The organism is Bacillus sp. IT-79MI2 (assembly GCF_949768135.1).
GTDB lineage: Bacteria > Bacillota > Bacilli > Bacillales > Bacillaceae_G > Bacillus_A > Bacillus_A pseudomycoides.
This window is the reverse complement of sequence record NZ_CATKPV010000011.1, coordinates 111010-129410: the sequence shown is the minus strand read 5'-3', so window position 1 is coordinate 129410 and position 18401 is coordinate 111010. Positions and strand designations below refer to the sequence as shown.

The window sequence follows — 18401 nt, the reverse complement described above, 5'->3', positions numbered from 1 at the left end:
AAAAGTATTCTCACCTTATGTAAGTACGCCTGTATCGCATTCTTGTCCTCCACCAGTTGGATAAAATATCGTTTCTTTTACAAATACTCGATTTCCATCCACTCTTGTTACTTCTGTTTGACAGTTTTTCTATATGCATCCTGTAAAAATAATGCCTCTGTCATACCCCTACTCCTTTAGTAGTTATTACTATACCTACTAATATAAAAAGAAAAAAATGTATAGTCAATAAAATTCTGAATCTTAATTCAATTAGCAAGAAATAAGCTATCTTTAAAACAAGATAGCTTGATTACATTTATCCCGCTGCTAATCCTCAGCGAAGGTTTTCTGCCGGAAATGATAAAAAATAATAGAGCTACTTTCTATCAACTTCATAAAAACCAATAGAAAGTAGCTCTCATTGTTTCATGGGTACTATTTGTTCTTTTGTATCCATTTTGTCATGCTGACGTTTGCTTTTCTCCAAATATTGTTTACACATATTCACAAAAGACGGTAATGTTCGAATTTGATCAATATCTGAACTCTCAATAAACCGATTCATTTGATTTGTCATTTCGCCCATACTAGAAATAAGCTCTTCTTTTTCCTGCCTCAATCTCTCGTTTTCAGCACGAAGATTTTGAAGCTCTTTCTGTATATCTTGTGTATTATTTTCCTTTATATGCCCAGCCGCCATACTCGAAAGTTTATAAATCCCTTCCATAAATTGATATAGTTCTTGTTTTTTCCCCTCTGCGCCAATTGTTTCAAAATTATCGACAATCCCTGATAATATAGTAACTAGATTTACTTCTGTCTTTTCACTTTGAACCACTACACTTTCTACTTCCTTCTCATTCACATACTGTTCTGATTCATGTTTTTTCTTACGTCCTGGCTTTCCCTTTTTAATATTTTCAAATGATAGCTCTTTGTTTTTCAACTTATAATACGTATTCTGTAGTTGACTTTCTGTTTTCGGAAATAATTGCAAATTTTCCTTACTAATTGCCTTTGAAGTACCTGCAATATTTAAATTATACTGCTGACAAAATTGGTATGTAACATATAAAAGTTCTAATTCAGATTTCAACCACATCATTTGAGATTGTTCGTATGCAAATAAACCACCCATTTTTTCAACATCTCTTTGAAAAGTCATCATTTTATTATATAAGTCCATTAATTCTTCATACGTCACATGGAACTCTCTTTCTATTTTTCTACATTCCTCTTCTACTTTTTGAATAGTCCTTGTTCCATTTGCAATATTTTTCAAAAGATCTAATGCATGAATTGCCGTCTGTTGGTACATTTATATTCACTCCCACTCAACATTTTTGCAATTTCAACTTCTTCTTTCTCTTTTATAAAAATAAAAAAATATTATAAAAATATTTTATAATATTTCTGAATTATTAGTCAATAAAGTGTAAAATTGACACATTCTATTTTTATATTAAGATTAACTTATAGCAATATGAGGGGGATCCATATGGAACATAATATTTTAAAAGTCATTGCACTAGCAGAAAAACTAAAATATGAAATGAGACATAGCTGGCTTTCAAACGGACGTCAGGAAAGTGTTGCTGAACATACTTGGCGTATGTCACTTATGGCTATTTTAGTTCAGCCTTATTTAGATCAAGAAGTAAACATAGAGAAGCTATTAAAAATGGTTATTATCCATGACCTTGTAGAAGCGGAAGCTGGTGATATCCCTGCTTTTGACACAATGAACAGTGAACAATTACAATTACAAAAACAAGAAAATGAACAAAAAGCCATTTTGAATATTAAACATACATTAGAAGGTCCTCTCGGGGACGAACTGTATGATTTATGGATGGAGTTTGAAGCAAAAGAAACGTACGAAGCGAAAGTGGCAAATGCTCTTGATAAACTAGAAGTTAAAATTCAGCATAACGAAGCTGACATCGATACGTGGCTTCCAATTGAACATAAAATGACATTCCAAGTTGCAAAACATACTGACTTTGATTCATTCCTATCAAAATTACAAAAAATGATTGAACAAGAAGGCGAAAAGAAATTAATTGCTGCTGGCATTGATATTGAGGCATGTAAACAGTAAACAGCTCATAATAGTGAGCTGTTTTTTTCATACTTTTGTATGAAAAATTCCCCATTCTTTTTATTGATTTAACCTAAAAAAATATGGATTACAATTACAAATAAGAACAATATATTAGCCAAATAGGAGGATTACTTATGATTAAAGGATTATACGAAGCACATTTGCCTATTCGCAATCTAGAAAGATCCATACCATTCTACGAATCATTAGGATTAAAACTATATAAAAAATATGAGGATACTGCCTTCTTTTGGATTGTAGAAAAACAAAGTTGGCTTGGGCTTTGGGAAGGAGAAGAATATAAAACTCCGTATCATCCTTCTCTTCGCCATATTGCGTTTCAAGTGGACTTCGAGTTTCTTCATACATCTATTCAGTGGCTGAAAGAGCGAAACATTGAACCAGTTCCATTCGGTAGTCGAACGACTACCGAACCTTTCGTTCGTCCTAACCAAGGCAATGCTTCTGTTTATTTTAAAGATCCAGATAATAATAGTATTGAATTTATTAGTTTCGTTAATGTTCCAGATGAATTAAAGCATATTACAGAGAAACTTTCTTTAGAAGAATGGGATCAACTTTTACAAAAGCAACCAAAAAGCTAGCACAAATGGTACACATGCTAGCTTTTTGGTTGCTCTATTTAAGTCGCTGTAAATGATAGTATATTCTTATTTTCTTTATTCAAATTAAAATCGATACTCATATACAATGTAATCAAAAATGTTTGTAAACCCTAAGCTCTCTGCTATAGCAATTGAAGGTTTATTCACTTCCATACAGTCCCAATAGGGCACATACCCTTGTTTGAAACATTCTTGAACAAATATATGTGCGACTTTCTTGGCAAGATTCTTCCCTCTATGTTCCAAAATTGTCTCGATATTTACCGCATGCATATTCCCACTTACAAATCCTGAAAAACAAAGACTCACCACTTGATCCTCATGCAAAATCACATACCCAATTCCTTTTTCAAAAAATGATTCCACCGAATTCCAAAATGATGTAATTTGTGAAACGAAAAATGATTGTTCCAGCAAAGCATATGCTGCAATATTCTCCTTCGTTATTTTTAATACTGTATATGTCTCATCAATCATTGGTTCATTATATGTTTTGTACGCACTTTCATATAATTTGTATACTTTTTGATTGGATTCCTCGTATGATTGTTCACACAATATTTCTCTAATTGTACGATCCCACCCTACTTGATGACCAAATCCTTCAAACCACTTCAAGTCCAAACAGGCTGCTTCTTGTGCAATTTGTTCCCTTAAAACCTTTTTTATTTCAAGGTTAAACATTTTGTTATTTGCCTCACCAATAAATACAAAACCATCTAAATTTCCAAGCCAAACTAAACCAGACCGTGGTTCGCTCGCATTGTCAACAAATATACGGCCCGAATTATTCCCTTCAATGATAGCTTGCACTTCTATATGCCTTTCCTTTTGTAGAAGATGTTTGCAATTCATAAACTGGTCTTTCTGCAATTCGTATATCATCTTTTTTCTTTCCTTTCATGTGTATCAGCGCTTAGGTTTCATCACCTGCTGTACAATCTATGAATCCCTGCAATAACTTTCTATCTTCTAGAAAAGAAAGGGAAATACCTTCGATCTCTTCACTGCTTTTCCAAGCCACTTCATAAATTAATCCATCTGGATCACATATTTCTTGATTTCCTCCAATTATTTCTACCTCATAGTACAAAATATGAACATCATATCCATTACTATCCCCCTTCTTTTCATACACGCTTTTAATAACTCGTACATCATATCCTGTTTCCTCTTTCACTTCTCGTATACAACACTCCTCAAATGTTTCCTCTTCCAATTTCCCACCAGATGGGATAGACCACTTTAGTTATACTTCTTTTACATCTGGGCGCCCTTGCAATACCATTAACAATTTCCCATCATTATTTTTACATAATGCCGCTGCTCCTTGAAATATTCCCATTTCTCTCCCCACATTCCTTAAAATAAAACCATATTTCCTGTTCGTTTCGCATGCTTTTCTGCTTTTCGAACAAGCACATATGATATTCCAATTAAAATGATTAATAAGCTAGCTAATAAACCTAACTCTGGAAATACATTTATAATATTTTTTCCTTCCATTAATAATGAGCGGAAAATTTGAAGTACATACGTTAATGGAAACAAAGCTGCTAATACTTTGCCCCATAGTGGTAATACAACAATGGGAATGCGTACACCCGCAAAAAATTGCATCGGTTCTTCTAATATTGTAAATAGAATACTAGCATCTCGTGAAAATAAAAAAACCGTATTTAAGCAACCTCCCCACACAACAGCTGAAATACATAAAATCATAAAAGCAACTACAATATTTTCAACTGGTGGTATCGGTCTGTCATTCAGAAACAATGCGATGAGAATCGAAAACATCGTAAACATCCATACTCCTTCTATTAAATTTGCACCTGCCCGGCAATACATCATCCATACACGCGATGCTGGTGTTAAAAAGATAAGTTCAAGTGTTCCATTTTGGCGTTCCCATGACATTTGCCATGCCGATTGAACGAGGCTCCAAAAGAAAACATATCCAATATAACCTGTAAGGAGAAAAAAACTAATCTGTTTTGGATCCATCCATTTTGCAAGCGGGCTAGTATTTGAAGTATCAAATGGCTTCACCGAAAAATAAGCCGTTGCAAATAATAAAACCGGCCAAATGAATAAAGAAAAATAAACCATCTTACTATGAAAATGATTGCGGTGACTTTTTTTCCATTCTGCCAAAAACATATTCACGCACTCACCTCATTTGCAATTTGTAATATTGCATCTTCCAATCTTGCTTTATGTGTTTCTAACTGTAATATACGAATTTGATATTTTGTTAATAATGATAAAACCGTTGTTGTCATATCAAAAGATGCCTTTAGTTCATATCGTATATGTTCACTCGTATGTTCTTTTTCATATTGAATTTCCTTCAGCCCTAGAGAATACTCTAATCGTTCTATCGTTTCATTCTTCATTTCAGGAATCACAATTTCTAAACGATATTCACGGACAATAGACTGGATAATTTTATCGGGAGTTCCTTCATAAAGAAGTCGTCCTTTTTCAATAATATAAAGGTGATCACAAAGTTCCTCTACTTCTTCAAGATAATGGCTCGTTAACAAAATACCCTTATTTTGTTCCTTCGCCAATCGATATACCATTTCTCTCAGCTTTTTCGCTACAGGTGCATCAAGTCCTAATGTTGGTTCATCAAGAAATAAATAATCTGGATCATTAATAAGACCTCTTGCGATTTGCAAACGCTGCTTCATTCCCTTTGAATATCGTTCTACAGGTGTATTAGCAGCTTCTTTGAGCTCTACTTGACCAAGGAGAAACTGAATACGTCCCTCTAATTCGGCTCCTTTTAATCCATACAAACTTCCAAAATACTGCAAGTTTTCTTTACCTGTTAAACGCCAATACAACATGCGTTCACCACCTGCAATCATATTGATCTTTTTCTTTACAAGTAAATCTTGCTTTGTGCTGTCTATACCATCAATTTCAATAGCACCTGAAGTTGGTTCCAGAAGCGTTGCTAACATTTTAATTGTTGTTGTCTTCCCAGCCCCGTTCACACCTAGCAATCCTACAATCTCTCCTTTTTGAATTGTTAAATCTAGTCCATTTACTGCTTCAACTACTCTTCTTTTTTTACGAAAAAAACCTACTTTCTCTTTTAACTCATACCGCTTTACAAGTTGTTTTGCTTGTATCATGATAAGCCCTCCTATGCAAAATGTGTTTCAATCACATACTTTTCCATGCGTTTCATCGCATATACACCCGCAATAAAATACGCAACTCCTAATCCCAATAACCACATAAGTTCAATTTGTATGGAAGCTAAATTCCCACCTTCAATCATACACAATCGAAATGCTGATAAACCATGTGAGAGCGGCATCAATACACTCATAGGTTGTAAAAATGCAGGAAGATAACCTACTGGAAAAAACACACCACTGACAAGGCTCATAAAAATAAACAATGTATTTTGTGTTAAATATGTATCACGAAAATAGAGCATAAAAGCCCCCAATACTAGTGCTTGAGCGAATATAGCAAAAAAGAAAATAAATAATAAAAGTACCACTGGTATCATATTTATTTCTCGAAACTGTAATCCAAAAAACAAACCAAAAATAAAAATCGTGATAAATTCAAGTACCACACGCAATATTCCTTGCGCAGCTGCTCCTAGAAAATAACCTTGCCGAGATGATGGCGTTAATAATAAAACATCCAGCGTCCCTTCACGCAGTTCGGTTATCAACGTCCGGCTCACAATCATTAATAGAGAAACAGAAAATGAATAAAAAACAGCTCCTAATATAACGTACGAAAGATAATCATCCGTCTTCCCTAACTTTGCAAAATTAGTATCTAACTTTCCTTGAAACATAAAATGATACGTTAAATAAGCAAACAATACGATATATACACCAGTTAAAATATGTCCTAGAAAAAATGACCATGGGTACGCTCTACGCATCGTATAGAAATCACGACGAAATGTAGCCATAAACGTTAGCCACATGTTCTTCCCTCCTCTAATTTTTGAACAATTGGGCAATCCATAAATTGATCTAAATCAACACGAATTTGTTCTAATCGTTCTCGATTTGTCTTATAAAATACGTAATAACCTTTTCGTTCCTTTTGTATAAGACCTGTAGACTCTAACATTTTCAAATGATTGGAAACCGTTGATTTTGTAAGACTATACCGCTCTGTTAATTGCTGCGTACAAAAAGATTGAAAAGATAAATCTCTTAGCATTTTTAATCTCGTTTCATCTGATATCGCTTGTAAAATCCGCAAAAGATCCTTTGGTACTTCATCTGTATATGAAGATGCAATTTCCACCTCATAATAGACTTTTATATGCGTAGAAATAAGGTTATCTATTAGTAAATGAGGTGCGACAAAAGTTGATGGATATAATGTAATTGCTAATAAATCCTCATAACGATATTGCCACGTACGAGCTTTTAAAAAAGTTATCTCCTTATCATCAATTAAAAATCTCGGATGCAAACTTTTAGAAAGGGCCAACGGATTCCTTTTGATTATTTCTTTCACATCATATACAGATTGTTCTAACCACGGCTCAATGCGAAACAGCTCACGTGCAAAATAACGCTGATGATACGTAAGTAAAAAATTACAAACCATACCTTTCTCTAAATCCGGAAACATCTCCTGAAATCTCTTGGTGTCTGTCGCCCGTAATTTTTCAATCCCTTCTTCAACATAGACTTCAGCCTGAAACTCAGAGCACCAATCTATAAAATGTAACCAGCCATCGCTTTTCTCATTAATCTCATATAATATTTCTTTTTCCTCCTGATCCATCTGATTTAATACATTTTCTGCCCACTCTAATCGTTTTACATGATGGGTAGGATTAGATAAAACATGTAAGCTTAATAACATTTCGCGAAATGGTGAATATACAACTTTGACATGTCGTTCAAACCATGATGTAACTCGCAACATAAATCCCCCTCTCTTTGATTCGATTTCCATCGAATCAATTTTATAATTTTGCAAAATTATTCAGTATATTAACAACTTACACTGTAAACGTCAATGAAAAATTAGAAATATTTTCATAAAAAAGACCTCAGCTACGCTAAGGTCTTTTTACTTAATTCTTTTATGTTTTTAAAATACAGGCGTGTTTCTTTCTCTTCTCCCTCATCAAACAAATTGAGTTGTTTAATGATTTCAGCTGCAAACTCGACATACGCAGAGCCAACTGCTGTAATGATTTTCTCATCCACTGTTACATCTGTACTTTGTTTATACTCCCACTTATGGAGATGTGCTAAATGTTCCACCTCTGATGTTAATGATGTTGAGAATTTTTTATTTTTCAACACATCTGCTGCATGTAATAACGCAGTTCCTGCACAAATACCAGCTAACCATTTATTTTGTTCATTTAGCTCTTGAACAATTGATAATAACTTAAGATTTTCTAAATGATGAAAAATCTCTCCGCCAGGGACAATTAGAATTTCATACTCTTTTGCAATTATATCATCTATGGAAGTATGCGGTTTACATAGGAAACCTCCTTCTCCTTTAACAGTAGCACCATCTACACTTACTGTGACAATTTCAAACCCCTTACTTTTTAAAAATAAACTTGCTAAATTCACTTCAAATTCTGCAAATCCATCAAATAGGAAAAACAATGCCTTTTTCATTTCATCAGCCCCTTTATTTTCGACACACTTATACATATTCGAAAATAACAAAACTTCTCCTTCAAAAAAAAACAAACCTGCTAATGCAGATTTGTTTTTAACTTATCTTCTATTAAACCCTTTTTTACTCAAAAACTCCTTCATATGCATTCTTTTCTCTTTTGACATAAAAGCACTCATTGATCCTGTCCATGTTACATCCTTTTGATTTGTAGATCTTTCCTTATAATATTCATTAGTCGTACGGTCATATTCCTCTAGTAATTCATCATATTTATTTTCGTCATATACGTTTTCATGTAAAATCGCTTCAACTGGCAAACGCGGTTTCACTGCATGACTTTCATTAGGTACTCCAACTGTCATCCCAAATACCGGGTATACTTTATCTGGTAAATGGAGCAGTTCACTCACTTCTTCTGGATTATTCCTGATTCCTCCAATATAACAAATGCCATATCCTAGTGATTCTGCAGCGAGCGCTAAGTTTTGTGCAAATAAGGATGCATCTACTGTAGCTACAATAAAGTCCTCTGCACCATCATGTTTAATCTCTGTTCCATGTTTCTCACATGCTGTTTCTAAGCGCTTTAAATCTGCACAGCAAACAAAAAATGCCGCGCAATCTTTCACATGACGATTACCTGATAACTCTGCCAATTGCACCTTTAAATTTTCATCTGTAACGTACATAACTGAATACGCCTGAACAAAATGTGATGATGCTGCATATTGCGCTGCTTGTACCATTCTTTCCACTATATTCTTAGGAATTGGTTCTTGTTTATATTTCCGAACTGATGTATGTTGCTCCATTTTATGTATCATCTCATTCATAGTAAAGCCTCCTTTTTCTTATTACTGAAAAATTAACATATCCTTTTCATTTATCACAACTTTTATGCCCATCTAAAAACTTCTATATAATATGCTCTTTTTTCACCTCAATTAAAGCAGAACCCTTCCAACCTATACAAAAAGAGGACGAACTTTTAACCATTCGTCCTCTTTCATTCTTGAAAAAATAAAGTGAAACTTTAATCAGTGGGGGGGTTTCTTCATCCCCCACTGATTATTAGCCCTCACCAATCGGGCTTTTACGGACAGTTGATCCCCCACCTATCTTCCTCGTTTCTCTCTGAATCTTGAGGTGGGGGTCTTACTGCCCGTTAATGCGGGATAAATCGTTTAAGCTGCTCTCAGCACTTTAACACCTTTAACAATATTCCAAACAAAGTAATAAATACCTACAATTGCAAAAGTTACATAGGTTACAATCATTCCGATTCCAACACTTGCGGATTCTCCAAAACTTAAACCGAATACACCTGAAAATGCCAATCTACCAAACAAAATTGCATATGGGAAAATATGTGTCCAAAATGCCTTTTTCGCATGATATTTCACATCATCTTCTGCAATAAAGTAGACGATGATTGGGAATAGAAACGGTGCAAAGAAAATACTAAAATAACAAAGTGAAGATAAAATATTATTGCCTTTCATACGATTCACTCCTAAAGTCTCGTTGTTTTTGTTACCTTTATTATGGCACTTCACTACTTTAGGAACTATCGTTTTACCTTTCAATCAGATTACATTTTTGTAAGCTTCATTACTATATACGATTCGTTAGCCAATACTGTGTAATCGCAAAATATTCCCTCACATTTGACTGAATAATAATCGATTTAGGTGTTTTCGCAGGAAGTCCATTTACCTTTAACCCTTGTTTTTCAGCAATTTTTTTGGCCCGAAACATATGAAAATCATTTGTAACAATCATCCCTTTTTTCTTATTTGCTGGAATAAGAGACTTTGAGAATTCAATATTTTCATCTGTATTTGTAGAACGATCTTCCATTATAATTCTTTGTTCTGCAATACTTTGTTTCATTAATCCTTTTTTCATGGCCCGTGCTTCTGAAATGTCTTCTCCTTTTCCTTTACCACCGGATACAATAACAATCGTTTGTTCATGTGTTTTTAAATATTCCGCTGCTTTATCAATACGATATTGTAAAGAATAAGAAGGCTCTGTTCCTTTCACCTTTGCTCCTAAAAGAATCATGTAGTCTGCATCGTTCGGTGCTTCCATATGACCATGCTTATAAATGTTATATTGTAAAAATCCTATATAACCTACTATAATCATTATCACAACTAAACTATACTTCATCATCTTTTTCTTCTTTATCATTTACATTTACTCCTATTTTTTCTATTTTCTCATCATAATATTCTTCTCATTATTTGTATAGATTTAATTTCCTAATTGAACTACCCCCACCTTCACTTCGTTTAGAGGAGGGGGTCTTCTCGGTTAAAATGATAAATAAAGGGAATAGTGGATAAGGTATATATAATTGATAATGGGAACTTTGCATTAAGGAGTGTAATCATTGATTATTTTTTTATGTAATGTAACATTCTTCTTTGTATTATTTCTTATATCGCTTAAACTGCTAGGAAAATCTGCACTTGCACAGCTTACACCACACGATTTTGGAGCCATTATCTTTTTATCTTATTTAGCTTTTCGGGCTATACCTGTTGATGGTGCTTTGCAAGCCATTGTGGGTATGATTGTAATTACTTGCCTCCATCTCTTGATTACAAAATTAAGCTTGCTAAATAAACTGAATCGTTTCATTCTTGGTCACCCCATTATTTTAATTAAACATGGAGATATTGTTTTTGAAAATCTAAAGAAAAGTAGATATCCAATTGCTGAGTTGCTATCCAATCTTCGCGTAGCAGGATATCCTAGCGTACATGAAATCGAATATGCCATTTTAGAAGCGAATGGCGCCATTAGTATTTTACCCAAAAGAGAGCTTGTTCCTCTCACTCCAAAAGATATGCATATAGATGTAAAATATGCAGGATTACCAATTGCCCTTATCGTTGATGCACAAATTCAATACGATAATTTAAAATTAATCCATAAAAATGAAAAATGGCTTCGGAAAGAGTTACTAGAAAAAGGATTTGAAGATATAAAAAACATTGCATTTGCTTCTGTACAAGAAACTGAAGGCTCTTTTGCAATTAGCCTAAAAAATAAGAAATCCCCTTAATGTATTTAAGGGGATTTCTATCATGCCACATGTTCTCTTTCTATATTTCGTACTGATACCGGATGAGAAATACGATTCATTCCAAATACGATAATCGCTGTTAATAATTCAGCGACTGGCATTACAAGCCAAATCCCATTCACTCCAAACAGCTTTGGCATAATCCATAATAATGGAATAATAAATAATAAACCACGGCTTAAAATAATAAAAACTGACTTCCTCGTTTGTCTTACCGATTGGAAATATTCTCCGTATACAATGTTATAGCCTAAAAATACATATTGAATAAAGAAAAGGCTAATTCCCGTCACAGTTAGCGTGAGTAATTCTGTCGACTGAACATCAAATAAACCGATAATATATTTCCCAAAGAATAAACCGATCACAATCGCTACACATCCAAGTGCAACAGCAGTTTTTACTGCAAAGTGTAGTCCTTCTTTCAACCGTTCCGGTAAATTGGCACCATAATGGAAACTTGCAATTGGTTGTAAGGCTGCTCCAACACCAAAGAACACTAATAGTGTCATGGAGTGAATACTATTAACCATTGCATATGACGCAACACCTAATTCCCCCGCATATTGAATAAAGGCTATATTAAATCCAATTGTTACAATCGCTACTGTTATTTCTGTTGTAAAGCTTGGAAAACCAATCACCATAATTTGTTTGACAGTCTCCCATTCAAAATGAAATTTGGTCCATTTTAAAATACTACTTTTTCTAAAGAAATGACTTAATAAAACAAGAAAACCAATTGCTGCTGACAGGATAGTCGCTGCCGCTGCTCCTGTTACGCCCCAACCAAATATAAAAATAAAGATATAATCAAATGCAATATTTAACAGCGCTGTTACAACAAGTCCCGCCATCGCTAAATTTGGATTTCCATCGTTTCGTATAAATGTACTTAAAATATTTTCTAATACGTATATCATTCCAAATGTTAATAATACAGTTAAATAGTCTAATGCGTACGGTAGGATTACTTCATTAGCTCCAAATAAATAAGCTAAATCTTCTATTCTCCATAAACAAATGACCATTAAAATACCGACAATTACAACCGCCACTGTCATTGATTGTGTAAAAATAGACCGTGCCCGCTCTATTTTATTTTCACCTAATGCTATGGAGTACAGTGTAGCTCCGCCCATTCCAATCCATAATGATATCGAGAAAAAAATGGAAAAGGCCGGGACAGCAACGTTTACTCCCGCTAAGCCATTCGCTCCGACACCTCGGCTAATCATAACGGCATCGATTACAATATTCACCGACATTAATACCATTCCGAGAACCGCTGGTATTAAATAAGATATAAATAAACTTTTTATTGGTTTTTCTCTTAATTTCTCAGTTGTTTCCATAACAAAATGCTCCTTTACAATTCTCTGTTCATATTTTAAACCTTCAAGTTACTTGAAGGTCAAGTGAGAATTAAAAATACATTTATATAACCTCTTACTTTCTTTTTATTACCGGAATTTGTATCTCTGTAACTTGCTCTTCTGGATTTCCCGTCACAGACCAGTCAATTAAAGCAAGCTCAATCGCATCTCCAGACACTTCATATTCTTTCTCCTCGATATCCATTAACAGGTTCTTATAAGTTCCACCCGTTTCTTCATATGGCCCATGGTGATAAGAGCAGGCGAATATCCCTTCTTTAATTTCATCTGAAGTAGTAATTTGAAACGGCATATAATCAAGAAGAATAAAAACACTATTATATGCTTGAAATTCATTTTGAAGTAACCCTTCTTTTGACACTGTCACACCCAGGTCTCCTGAAAATAAACTGTCATCTATTTGCTTCATATTCTTTTGAAGTGAATGGATATAATACTCAAACATATCATCCGTTATATTTGGTGCAATAGCTAACGCTGTAATTTTTCTCTTTGGTAATTTTTTAAATGTCACATTATTAGCTTTTGACTTTGTAGCTTCTTTCATCAAATCGATTTTATGCTTCATTTTAGCCAAAGCATATTCAATTTCTCTTTGTTTTCTTAGCATCATCTTTTGGTGTTTTTCAAGTAAATTTAGGGCATAAGATGGGTTTCTTTCATCAATATATTCCTTTATTTCTTTTAAAGAAATATTTAATTGCCGTAAAAATTTAATTGTATCTAAAAGTGAGAATTGGTCGATTGTGTAGTATCGATAATTTGTTTGTGGATCAACAATGGATGGATGAAAAATACCTTTTTCATCGTAATAACGTAATGTTGACTCCGCAATATTATGCATTTTTGCCATTTCTCCAATAGTAAAACGTTGATTGAATAACATATTTTCTACTCCGTTTCTTTCAAATAAATTGATTCCTTAAAAACAAATTTGTTTTTCTTCCTCTTCATTATATAGACATTTATTCCTTATTCAAAATGAATCATCCCCAATGAAAATCTGCCAATTTAACATTGATTTTTCTTGAAATTTATTATATATTTATTACAGGTTCAAATTACAAGTTCAAAAGAACCTGTATAAAGACCTCTTGTTTAATGTGTTTTACATATTAGTACATTAGGCAAACTCCGAGAAATCGTTTAATAAAAACAAAAAATGAAAAGGAGAGATGAGATGGAATTTTTCTTTCAAATTGCGTTAATTTTACTAAGTACCAAAATTGCTGGTGACATTAGTGTGAGATTAGGGCAACCTTCTGTACTCGGGAAATTAATTGTTGGTATTGTAATCGGTCCGGCGGTATTAGGTTTAGTTAACAATTCAGATTTACTCACACAGTTAAGTCAAGTAGGGGTTATTCTCCTTATGTTTATGGCAGGTCTAGAAACAGATTTAAAAGAACTAAATGAAAATCGCAATTCATCCTTAGCTGTTGCTGTTGGCGGTATTATTCTCCCATTTGTAGGTGGTTATATTTCAGGACTAATTATGGGTATGGAACAAGCAAATGCTGTCTTTTTAGGATTACTTCTATGTGCAACAAGTGTTAGTATCTCTGTACAAACACTTCGTGACTTAGGAAAAATGAAGACTCGGGAAAGCACAACAATGTTGGGAGCAGCTGTATTTGATGATATTCTTGTTGTTATTTTACTAGCATTTGCCATGAGTTTCTTAGGCTCAGGTGATGTGAGCTTAACAATGATTATTTTGAAAAAGGTTGTTTTCTTCCTTTCTATCATCCTAATCGGTTGGAAAGGTGTTCCAATGATTATGCGTTGGTTATCACCACTGCGCGTATCAGAGTCTATAATTAGTGCGGCTCTTATCATTTGTTTCGCTTTTGCATATTTCGGTGAACTATTAGGAATCGCAGGCATTATCGGAGCATTTGCAGCAGGTATTGCTATCTCTCAAACAGATTACAAACATGAAGTAGAAAAGAAAGTAGAACCAATCGCTTATGCAATGTTCGTTCCTATCTTCTTTGTAAGCATTGGTATGAATATTACGTTTGCAGGCATTGGAGATAAAGTATGGTTTATCTTGGCTTTAACTGTAATTGCTGTATTAACAAAACTGATTGGTTGTGGTTTCGGAGCGCGCATGACAGGATTTGATTTACAATCATCTACAATCATTGGGGCCGGAATGGTTTCACGCGGTGAAGTTGCTCTTATCATTGCAGGACAGGGGCTTACTTCTGGACTACTAGCACAAGATTACTTTACAGCAATTGTAATTGTTGTTATTTTAACAACAATGATTACACCACCAATGTTAAAATATTCTTTCGGTGTAAAAGATAAGCAATTAAAACAAAGTGCATAGTAGCTATATAGAGTACTAGTTTCATAATATAAAAAACGAGATGATTCTCTTCAAAAGACAATCATCTCATTTTTTATTGAGCCTATCCTATTCGGCTCGCTTTTCTATCCCTTTATTCAATACGTTCCATTGCTGTCTTCAATGTCCCGACAACAAAAGCAATTTCATCACTTGAAATAATAAGAGGTGGCGCTAACGTTAAAACATTATTATAGCCTGCTGTTGTCATTCCGTTACGTCCAATGATTAATCCTTTTTCTTTACAAGCATTCACTACACTGGCAATTTTATCATTATCAATTGGTTCTTTTGTTCCTTTGTCATTTACCAGCTCAATGCCAACTAGCAACCCTTTCCCTCTAATATCTCCAACAAGTGGATGATCATCTCCTATTTCTTCTTTTAATTGCTCTAATAAAAGCGATCCCATTTGTGCAGAACGCTCAATTAAATTTTCGTTTTCCATAATTTCTAAGTTTTTAAGTGCTAACGCACAAGCAGCTGGATTCCCGCCAAACGTGTTAATATGACGGAAAAATTCATATTCTCCCTTTCCTTTAAATGCTTCATAAATCTCTTTCTTCACTGCTGTTGCTGATAACGGTAAGTATGCACTTGTAATCCCTTTTGCCATTGTAATGATATCAGGCTTTACATCATAATTCATAAAACCAAACGCTTTTCCTGTACGACCGAAACCACAAATTACTTCGTCACTAATTAGCAATGCACCATGTTTTTGACACGTCTCATGAACAGCTTTCATATAATCTTGCGGGGGCATCAAAATTCCTCCGCCTGTAATAATTGGTTCCATAATCAATCCAGCTATCGTTTCACTTAGTTCCCACGTCATAACACGATCAATTTCTTTCACACACTCTACATCATAAATATCTTGTGACGCAATCTCTGGCATCCGGTAACAATCTGGTGGCGTAACATGTAAAAAACCAGAAGCAAACGGCTCATACTGATACCTCCGCTGTGCCTGTCCTGTCGCTGCCATCGTCGCCATTGTATTTCCATGATAACCACGATAACGTGACATAAATTTATAACGGTGCGGCTCACCCTTATATGCATAATATTGACGAGCAATTTTAAATGCTGTTTCATTCGCTTCCGATCCACTATTAGAGAAGAAAATAACGTACTCTCCTCCCAGCCATTCATTTAACTTTTCAGCAAGCTGAATTGCAGGTTCATGAGATTGTGACATTGGAAAATATGATAGTTTTTGCAATTGCGCGTACGCTGCTTCAGCAAGCTCTTTTCTTCCATATCCACTATTCACACACCAAAGCCCACTCATCCCATCCAAGTACCGTTTTCCCTCTATATCTTCTACCCAGCATCCTTCTGCTTTTGCCCCAACCATTGTACTATTTGGACTAAAAGGACGCATTCCATGCCACACATACTTTTCATCCTTTGCTAATAATGCATCTGATTGTTTCGTTTTCATCATACATTCCACCTTCCAAAACAACTTATATTTTTCCAAGCTGTACTGGCCCATGATGAGGTAAAACTTTCCCCTATTTATTTTCATTCCACATGAACAAAACAAATCCTACCAACTGCCGAGTAATATTTTCAAGCAAAATGACAAAACAAAAGAGCTCTCCAAGCAACTGGAAAGCTCTCTTTCTTCTTAATGCGCAGACACGTCACTAACCCCATGACCTGTGTTAGATTTGACAAGGATTTCATCGAACTTTGCTGCATCTTCTTTCTTACTTGAAAAGATTGTCCCTAAATACGCTGCTAAAAATCCAAGTGGAATAGAAATAATTCCAGGTGTTGTATAAGGGAATAATGCTTTTCCAACAAAGATTGCTTTCCCAGCTTCAGGATTCCAAACATTCGGGCTTAGTACCACTAATACGATAGCTGATACTAACCCAACAACCATTCCACAAATTGCTCCTGTTGTATTAAAGCGTTTCCAATAAATCGTAAACAAAATCACTGGTAAATTAGCACTTGCAGCAACCGCAAATGCTAACGACACTAGAAACGCAACATTTAACGTTTGAGCAAATAAAGCTAAAATAATAGATAGTACTGCCACACCAATTGATGCATAGCGTGCCATGGACACCTGCTCTTTTTCTGTTGATTTGCCTCGGCGAATAATTTCATTATAGAAATCATGTGCGAAAGCTGAAGCGGCTGTTAAAACTAAACCAGCGACAACTGCTAAAATCGTCGCAAATGCAATTGCAGAAACAAATGCAAATAAGAAATCTCCTCCAAGTGCTTTTGCTAATAAAGGTGCTGCCATATTACCAGCTGGATTTGCCTGAATAATTGCAGCATTTCCTACAAATGCAGCTGCACCAAACCCTAAGAAAATCGTCATAATATAAAATGCACCAATTAACCACGTTGCATATACAACAGACTGACGTGCTGTTTTCGCGTCACGAACAGTGAAAAAGCGAACAAGAATATGAGGTAAACCAGCTGTCCCTAAAACAAGACCTAAATTTAAAGAAATCGTATCTAATCCATTCTTATATTTCACACCTGGATTTAAAAATGCCTCTTTTAGAGGTGTTGCCGTTTTCATCTGCGCGAACATTTCTGTCACGCTAAAATTAAATTTTGCAAATACAATTACTGAAATAATAAATGTTCCTGCCATTAGCAAAACTGCTTTTACAATTTGCACCCAACTCGTCGCTGTCATACCTCCGAAAATTACATACACTGTCATTAACGTTCCAACAATTAAAACGGCTGTCGTATATTCAATTCCTAATAATAATTTAATAAGTGCTCCTGCTCCCACAAGCTGTGCAATCATATAGAAAATTGAAATCGTCATCGTATTTAAAGCTGCAACTCCGCGCACCTTTCTCGCATCAAAACGTGCTGCAATCATATCAGCTAATGTATATTTCCCTAAGTTTCTAAGCGGTTCAGCAACAAGATATAATACAACTAAATAGGCAACAAGAAAGCCTATGCTATAAAAGAAACCATCAAATCCAGTTAATGCGATCGCCCCTGCAATCCCTAAAAAAGAAGCAGCTGACATATAATCTCCCGCAATGGCCAAACCATTTTGCCACCCAGTTAAGCCTCCTCCTGCCGTATAAAACTCGCTCGCATTTTTCGTCTTTTTCGATGCAAAATATGTAATGACGAGCGTACCAAGAACGATAATCAAAAATAGTGCAAACGCCGTTACGTTCAA

The 18401-nt window shown here is 34.7% G+C and carries 18 protein-coding genes and 2 pseudogenes; 4 read left to right on the top strand and 16 right to left on the bottom strand.

Translation table 11 applies throughout. The features are described from left to right. Positions 1 to 18 precede the first annotated feature (18 nt). Positions 19 to 164 (bottom strand): annotated as a pseudogene (locus ACM6HU_RS00715) (alanyl-tRNA editing protein); the annotation flags it as partial. Between the two features lie 236 nt (positions 165 to 400). After that, entirely contained in the window at positions 401 to 1300 is a 900-nt protein-coding gene (locus ACM6HU_RS00710; protein ID WP_016114202.1) for a DNA-binding domain-containing protein, read from the bottom strand. A 180-nt stretch (positions 1301 to 1480) separates the two neighbouring features. On the opposite strand from ACM6HU_RS00710, the gene ACM6HU_RS00705 reads away from it, so the two are divergent. Then, positions 1481 to 2083, top strand: a complete 603-nt coding sequence (locus ACM6HU_RS00705) for an HD domain-containing protein (protein WP_016114201.1) — start codon at positions 1481 to 1483, stop codon at positions 2081 to 2083. Positions 2084 to 2220: 137 nt separating this feature from the next. Next, positions 2221 to 2691, top strand: a complete 471-nt coding sequence (locus tag ACM6HU_RS00700) for a VOC family protein (RefSeq protein WP_016114200.1) — start codon at positions 2221 to 2223, stop codon at positions 2689 to 2691. 84 nt (positions 2692 to 2775) lie between these two features. Here ACM6HU_RS00700 and ACM6HU_RS00695 read toward each other — a convergent pair whose 3' ends face one another. The 10 genes and pseudogenes from ACM6HU_RS00695 to ACM6HU_RS00650 all read right to left on the bottom strand — a co-directional run bounded on the left by ACM6HU_RS00695 (position 2776) and on the right by ACM6HU_RS00650 (position 10554). Further along, on the bottom strand, positions 2776 to 3597 hold the full coding sequence (locus ACM6HU_RS00695; protein WP_016114199.1) for a GNAT family N-acetyltransferase: 822 nt from the start codon (positions 3595 to 3597) through the stop codon (positions 2776 to 2778). A 31-nt stretch (positions 3598 to 3628) separates the two neighbouring features. Beyond that, positions 3629 to 4057: pseudogene (locus ACM6HU_RS00690) on the bottom strand (NUDIX hydrolase). 17 nt (positions 4058 to 4074) lie between these two features. Continuing rightward, positions 4075 to 4872, bottom strand: coding sequence for an ABC transporter permease (locus ACM6HU_RS00685; protein WP_088094064.1), 798 nt, complete (start codon positions 4870 to 4872; stop codon positions 4075 to 4077). Between the two features lie 2 nt (positions 4873 to 4874). Then, the gene (locus tag ACM6HU_RS00680; RefSeq protein WP_016114195.1) at positions 4875 to 5858 is read right to left on the bottom strand and encodes an ABC transporter ATP-binding protein; all 984 of its coding nucleotides are present in this window, start codon (positions 5856 to 5858) and stop codon (positions 4875 to 4877) included. An 11-nt stretch (positions 5859 to 5869) separates the two neighbouring features. Beyond that, entirely contained in the window at positions 5870 to 6679 is an 810-nt protein-coding gene (locus ACM6HU_RS00675; protein ID WP_016114194.1) for an ABC transporter permease, read from the bottom strand. Beyond that, a complete protein-coding gene (locus tag ACM6HU_RS00670) occupies positions 6670 to 7641 on the bottom strand; it encodes an ArsR/SmtB family transcription factor (protein WP_016114193.1) in 972 nt (323 codons plus the stop codon). The genes ACM6HU_RS00675 and ACM6HU_RS00670 overlap by 10 nt, the downstream gene beginning before the upstream one ends. A gap of 131 nt (positions 7642 to 7772) precedes the next feature. Next, the gene (locus tag ACM6HU_RS00665; protein ID WP_033671071.1) at positions 7773 to 8357 is read right to left on the bottom strand and encodes a DJ-1/PfpI family protein; all 585 of its coding nucleotides are present in this window, start codon (positions 8355 to 8357) and stop codon (positions 7773 to 7775) included. Between the two features lie 102 nt (positions 8358 to 8459). Then, on the bottom strand, positions 8460 to 9194 hold the full coding sequence (gene nfsA / locus ACM6HU_RS00660; protein WP_016114191.1) for an oxygen-insensitive NADPH nitroreductase: 735 nt from the start codon (positions 9192 to 9194) through the stop codon (positions 8460 to 8462). Positions 9195 to 9545: 351 nt separating this feature from the next. After that, on the bottom strand, positions 9546 to 9863 hold the full coding sequence (locus ACM6HU_RS00655; RefSeq protein WP_016114190.1) for a DUF4870 domain-containing protein: 318 nt from the start codon (positions 9861 to 9863) through the stop codon (positions 9546 to 9548). Between the two features lie 112 nt (positions 9864 to 9975). Continuing rightward, positions 9976 to 10554: a YdcF family protein gene (locus tag ACM6HU_RS00650; protein ID WP_033671070.1), complete on the bottom strand. Its 579-nt coding sequence runs from the start codon at positions 10552 to 10554 to the stop codon at positions 9976 to 9978. A gap of 205 nt (positions 10555 to 10759) precedes the next feature. Here ACM6HU_RS00650 and ACM6HU_RS00645 point away from each other — a divergent pair, with 205 nt between their 5' ends. Beyond that, on the top strand, positions 10760 to 11437 hold the full coding sequence (locus ACM6HU_RS00645; RefSeq protein ID WP_016114189.1) for a DUF421 domain-containing protein: 678 nt from the start codon (positions 10760 to 10762) through the stop codon (positions 11435 to 11437). A gap of 20 nt (positions 11438 to 11457) precedes the next feature. On the opposite strand, the gene ACM6HU_RS00640 is transcribed toward ACM6HU_RS00645, so the two are convergent. Both ACM6HU_RS00640 and ACM6HU_RS00635 read right to left on the bottom strand, forming a co-directional pair. Then, entirely contained in the window at positions 11458 to 12813 is a 1356-nt protein-coding gene (locus ACM6HU_RS00640) for an MATE family efflux transporter (protein WP_016114188.1), read from the bottom strand. A gap of 94 nt (positions 12814 to 12907) precedes the next feature. After that, positions 12908 to 13741, bottom strand: coding sequence for a MerR family transcriptional regulator (locus ACM6HU_RS00635; RefSeq protein ID WP_016114187.1), 834 nt, complete (start codon positions 13739 to 13741; stop codon positions 12908 to 12910). A 294-nt stretch (positions 13742 to 14035) separates the two neighbouring features. Here ACM6HU_RS00635 and ACM6HU_RS00630 point away from each other — a divergent pair, with 294 nt between their 5' ends. Further along, positions 14036 to 15193, top strand: a complete 1158-nt coding sequence (locus ACM6HU_RS00630; RefSeq protein WP_016114186.1) for a cation:proton antiporter — start codon at positions 14036 to 14038, stop codon at positions 15191 to 15193. Between the two features lie 112 nt (positions 15194 to 15305). Here the strand turns inward: ACM6HU_RS00630 and ACM6HU_RS00625 are convergent, their stop codons facing one another. Both ACM6HU_RS00625 and ACM6HU_RS00620 read right to left on the bottom strand, forming a co-directional pair. Beyond that, entirely contained in the window at positions 15306 to 16661 is a 1356-nt protein-coding gene (locus ACM6HU_RS00625) for an aspartate aminotransferase family protein (RefSeq protein ID WP_016114185.1), read from the bottom strand. Between the two features lie 189 nt (positions 16662 to 16850). Next, a complete protein-coding gene (locus tag ACM6HU_RS00620; protein ID WP_016114184.1) occupies positions 16851 to 18401 on the bottom strand; it encodes a cation acetate symporter in 1551 nt (516 codons plus the stop codon).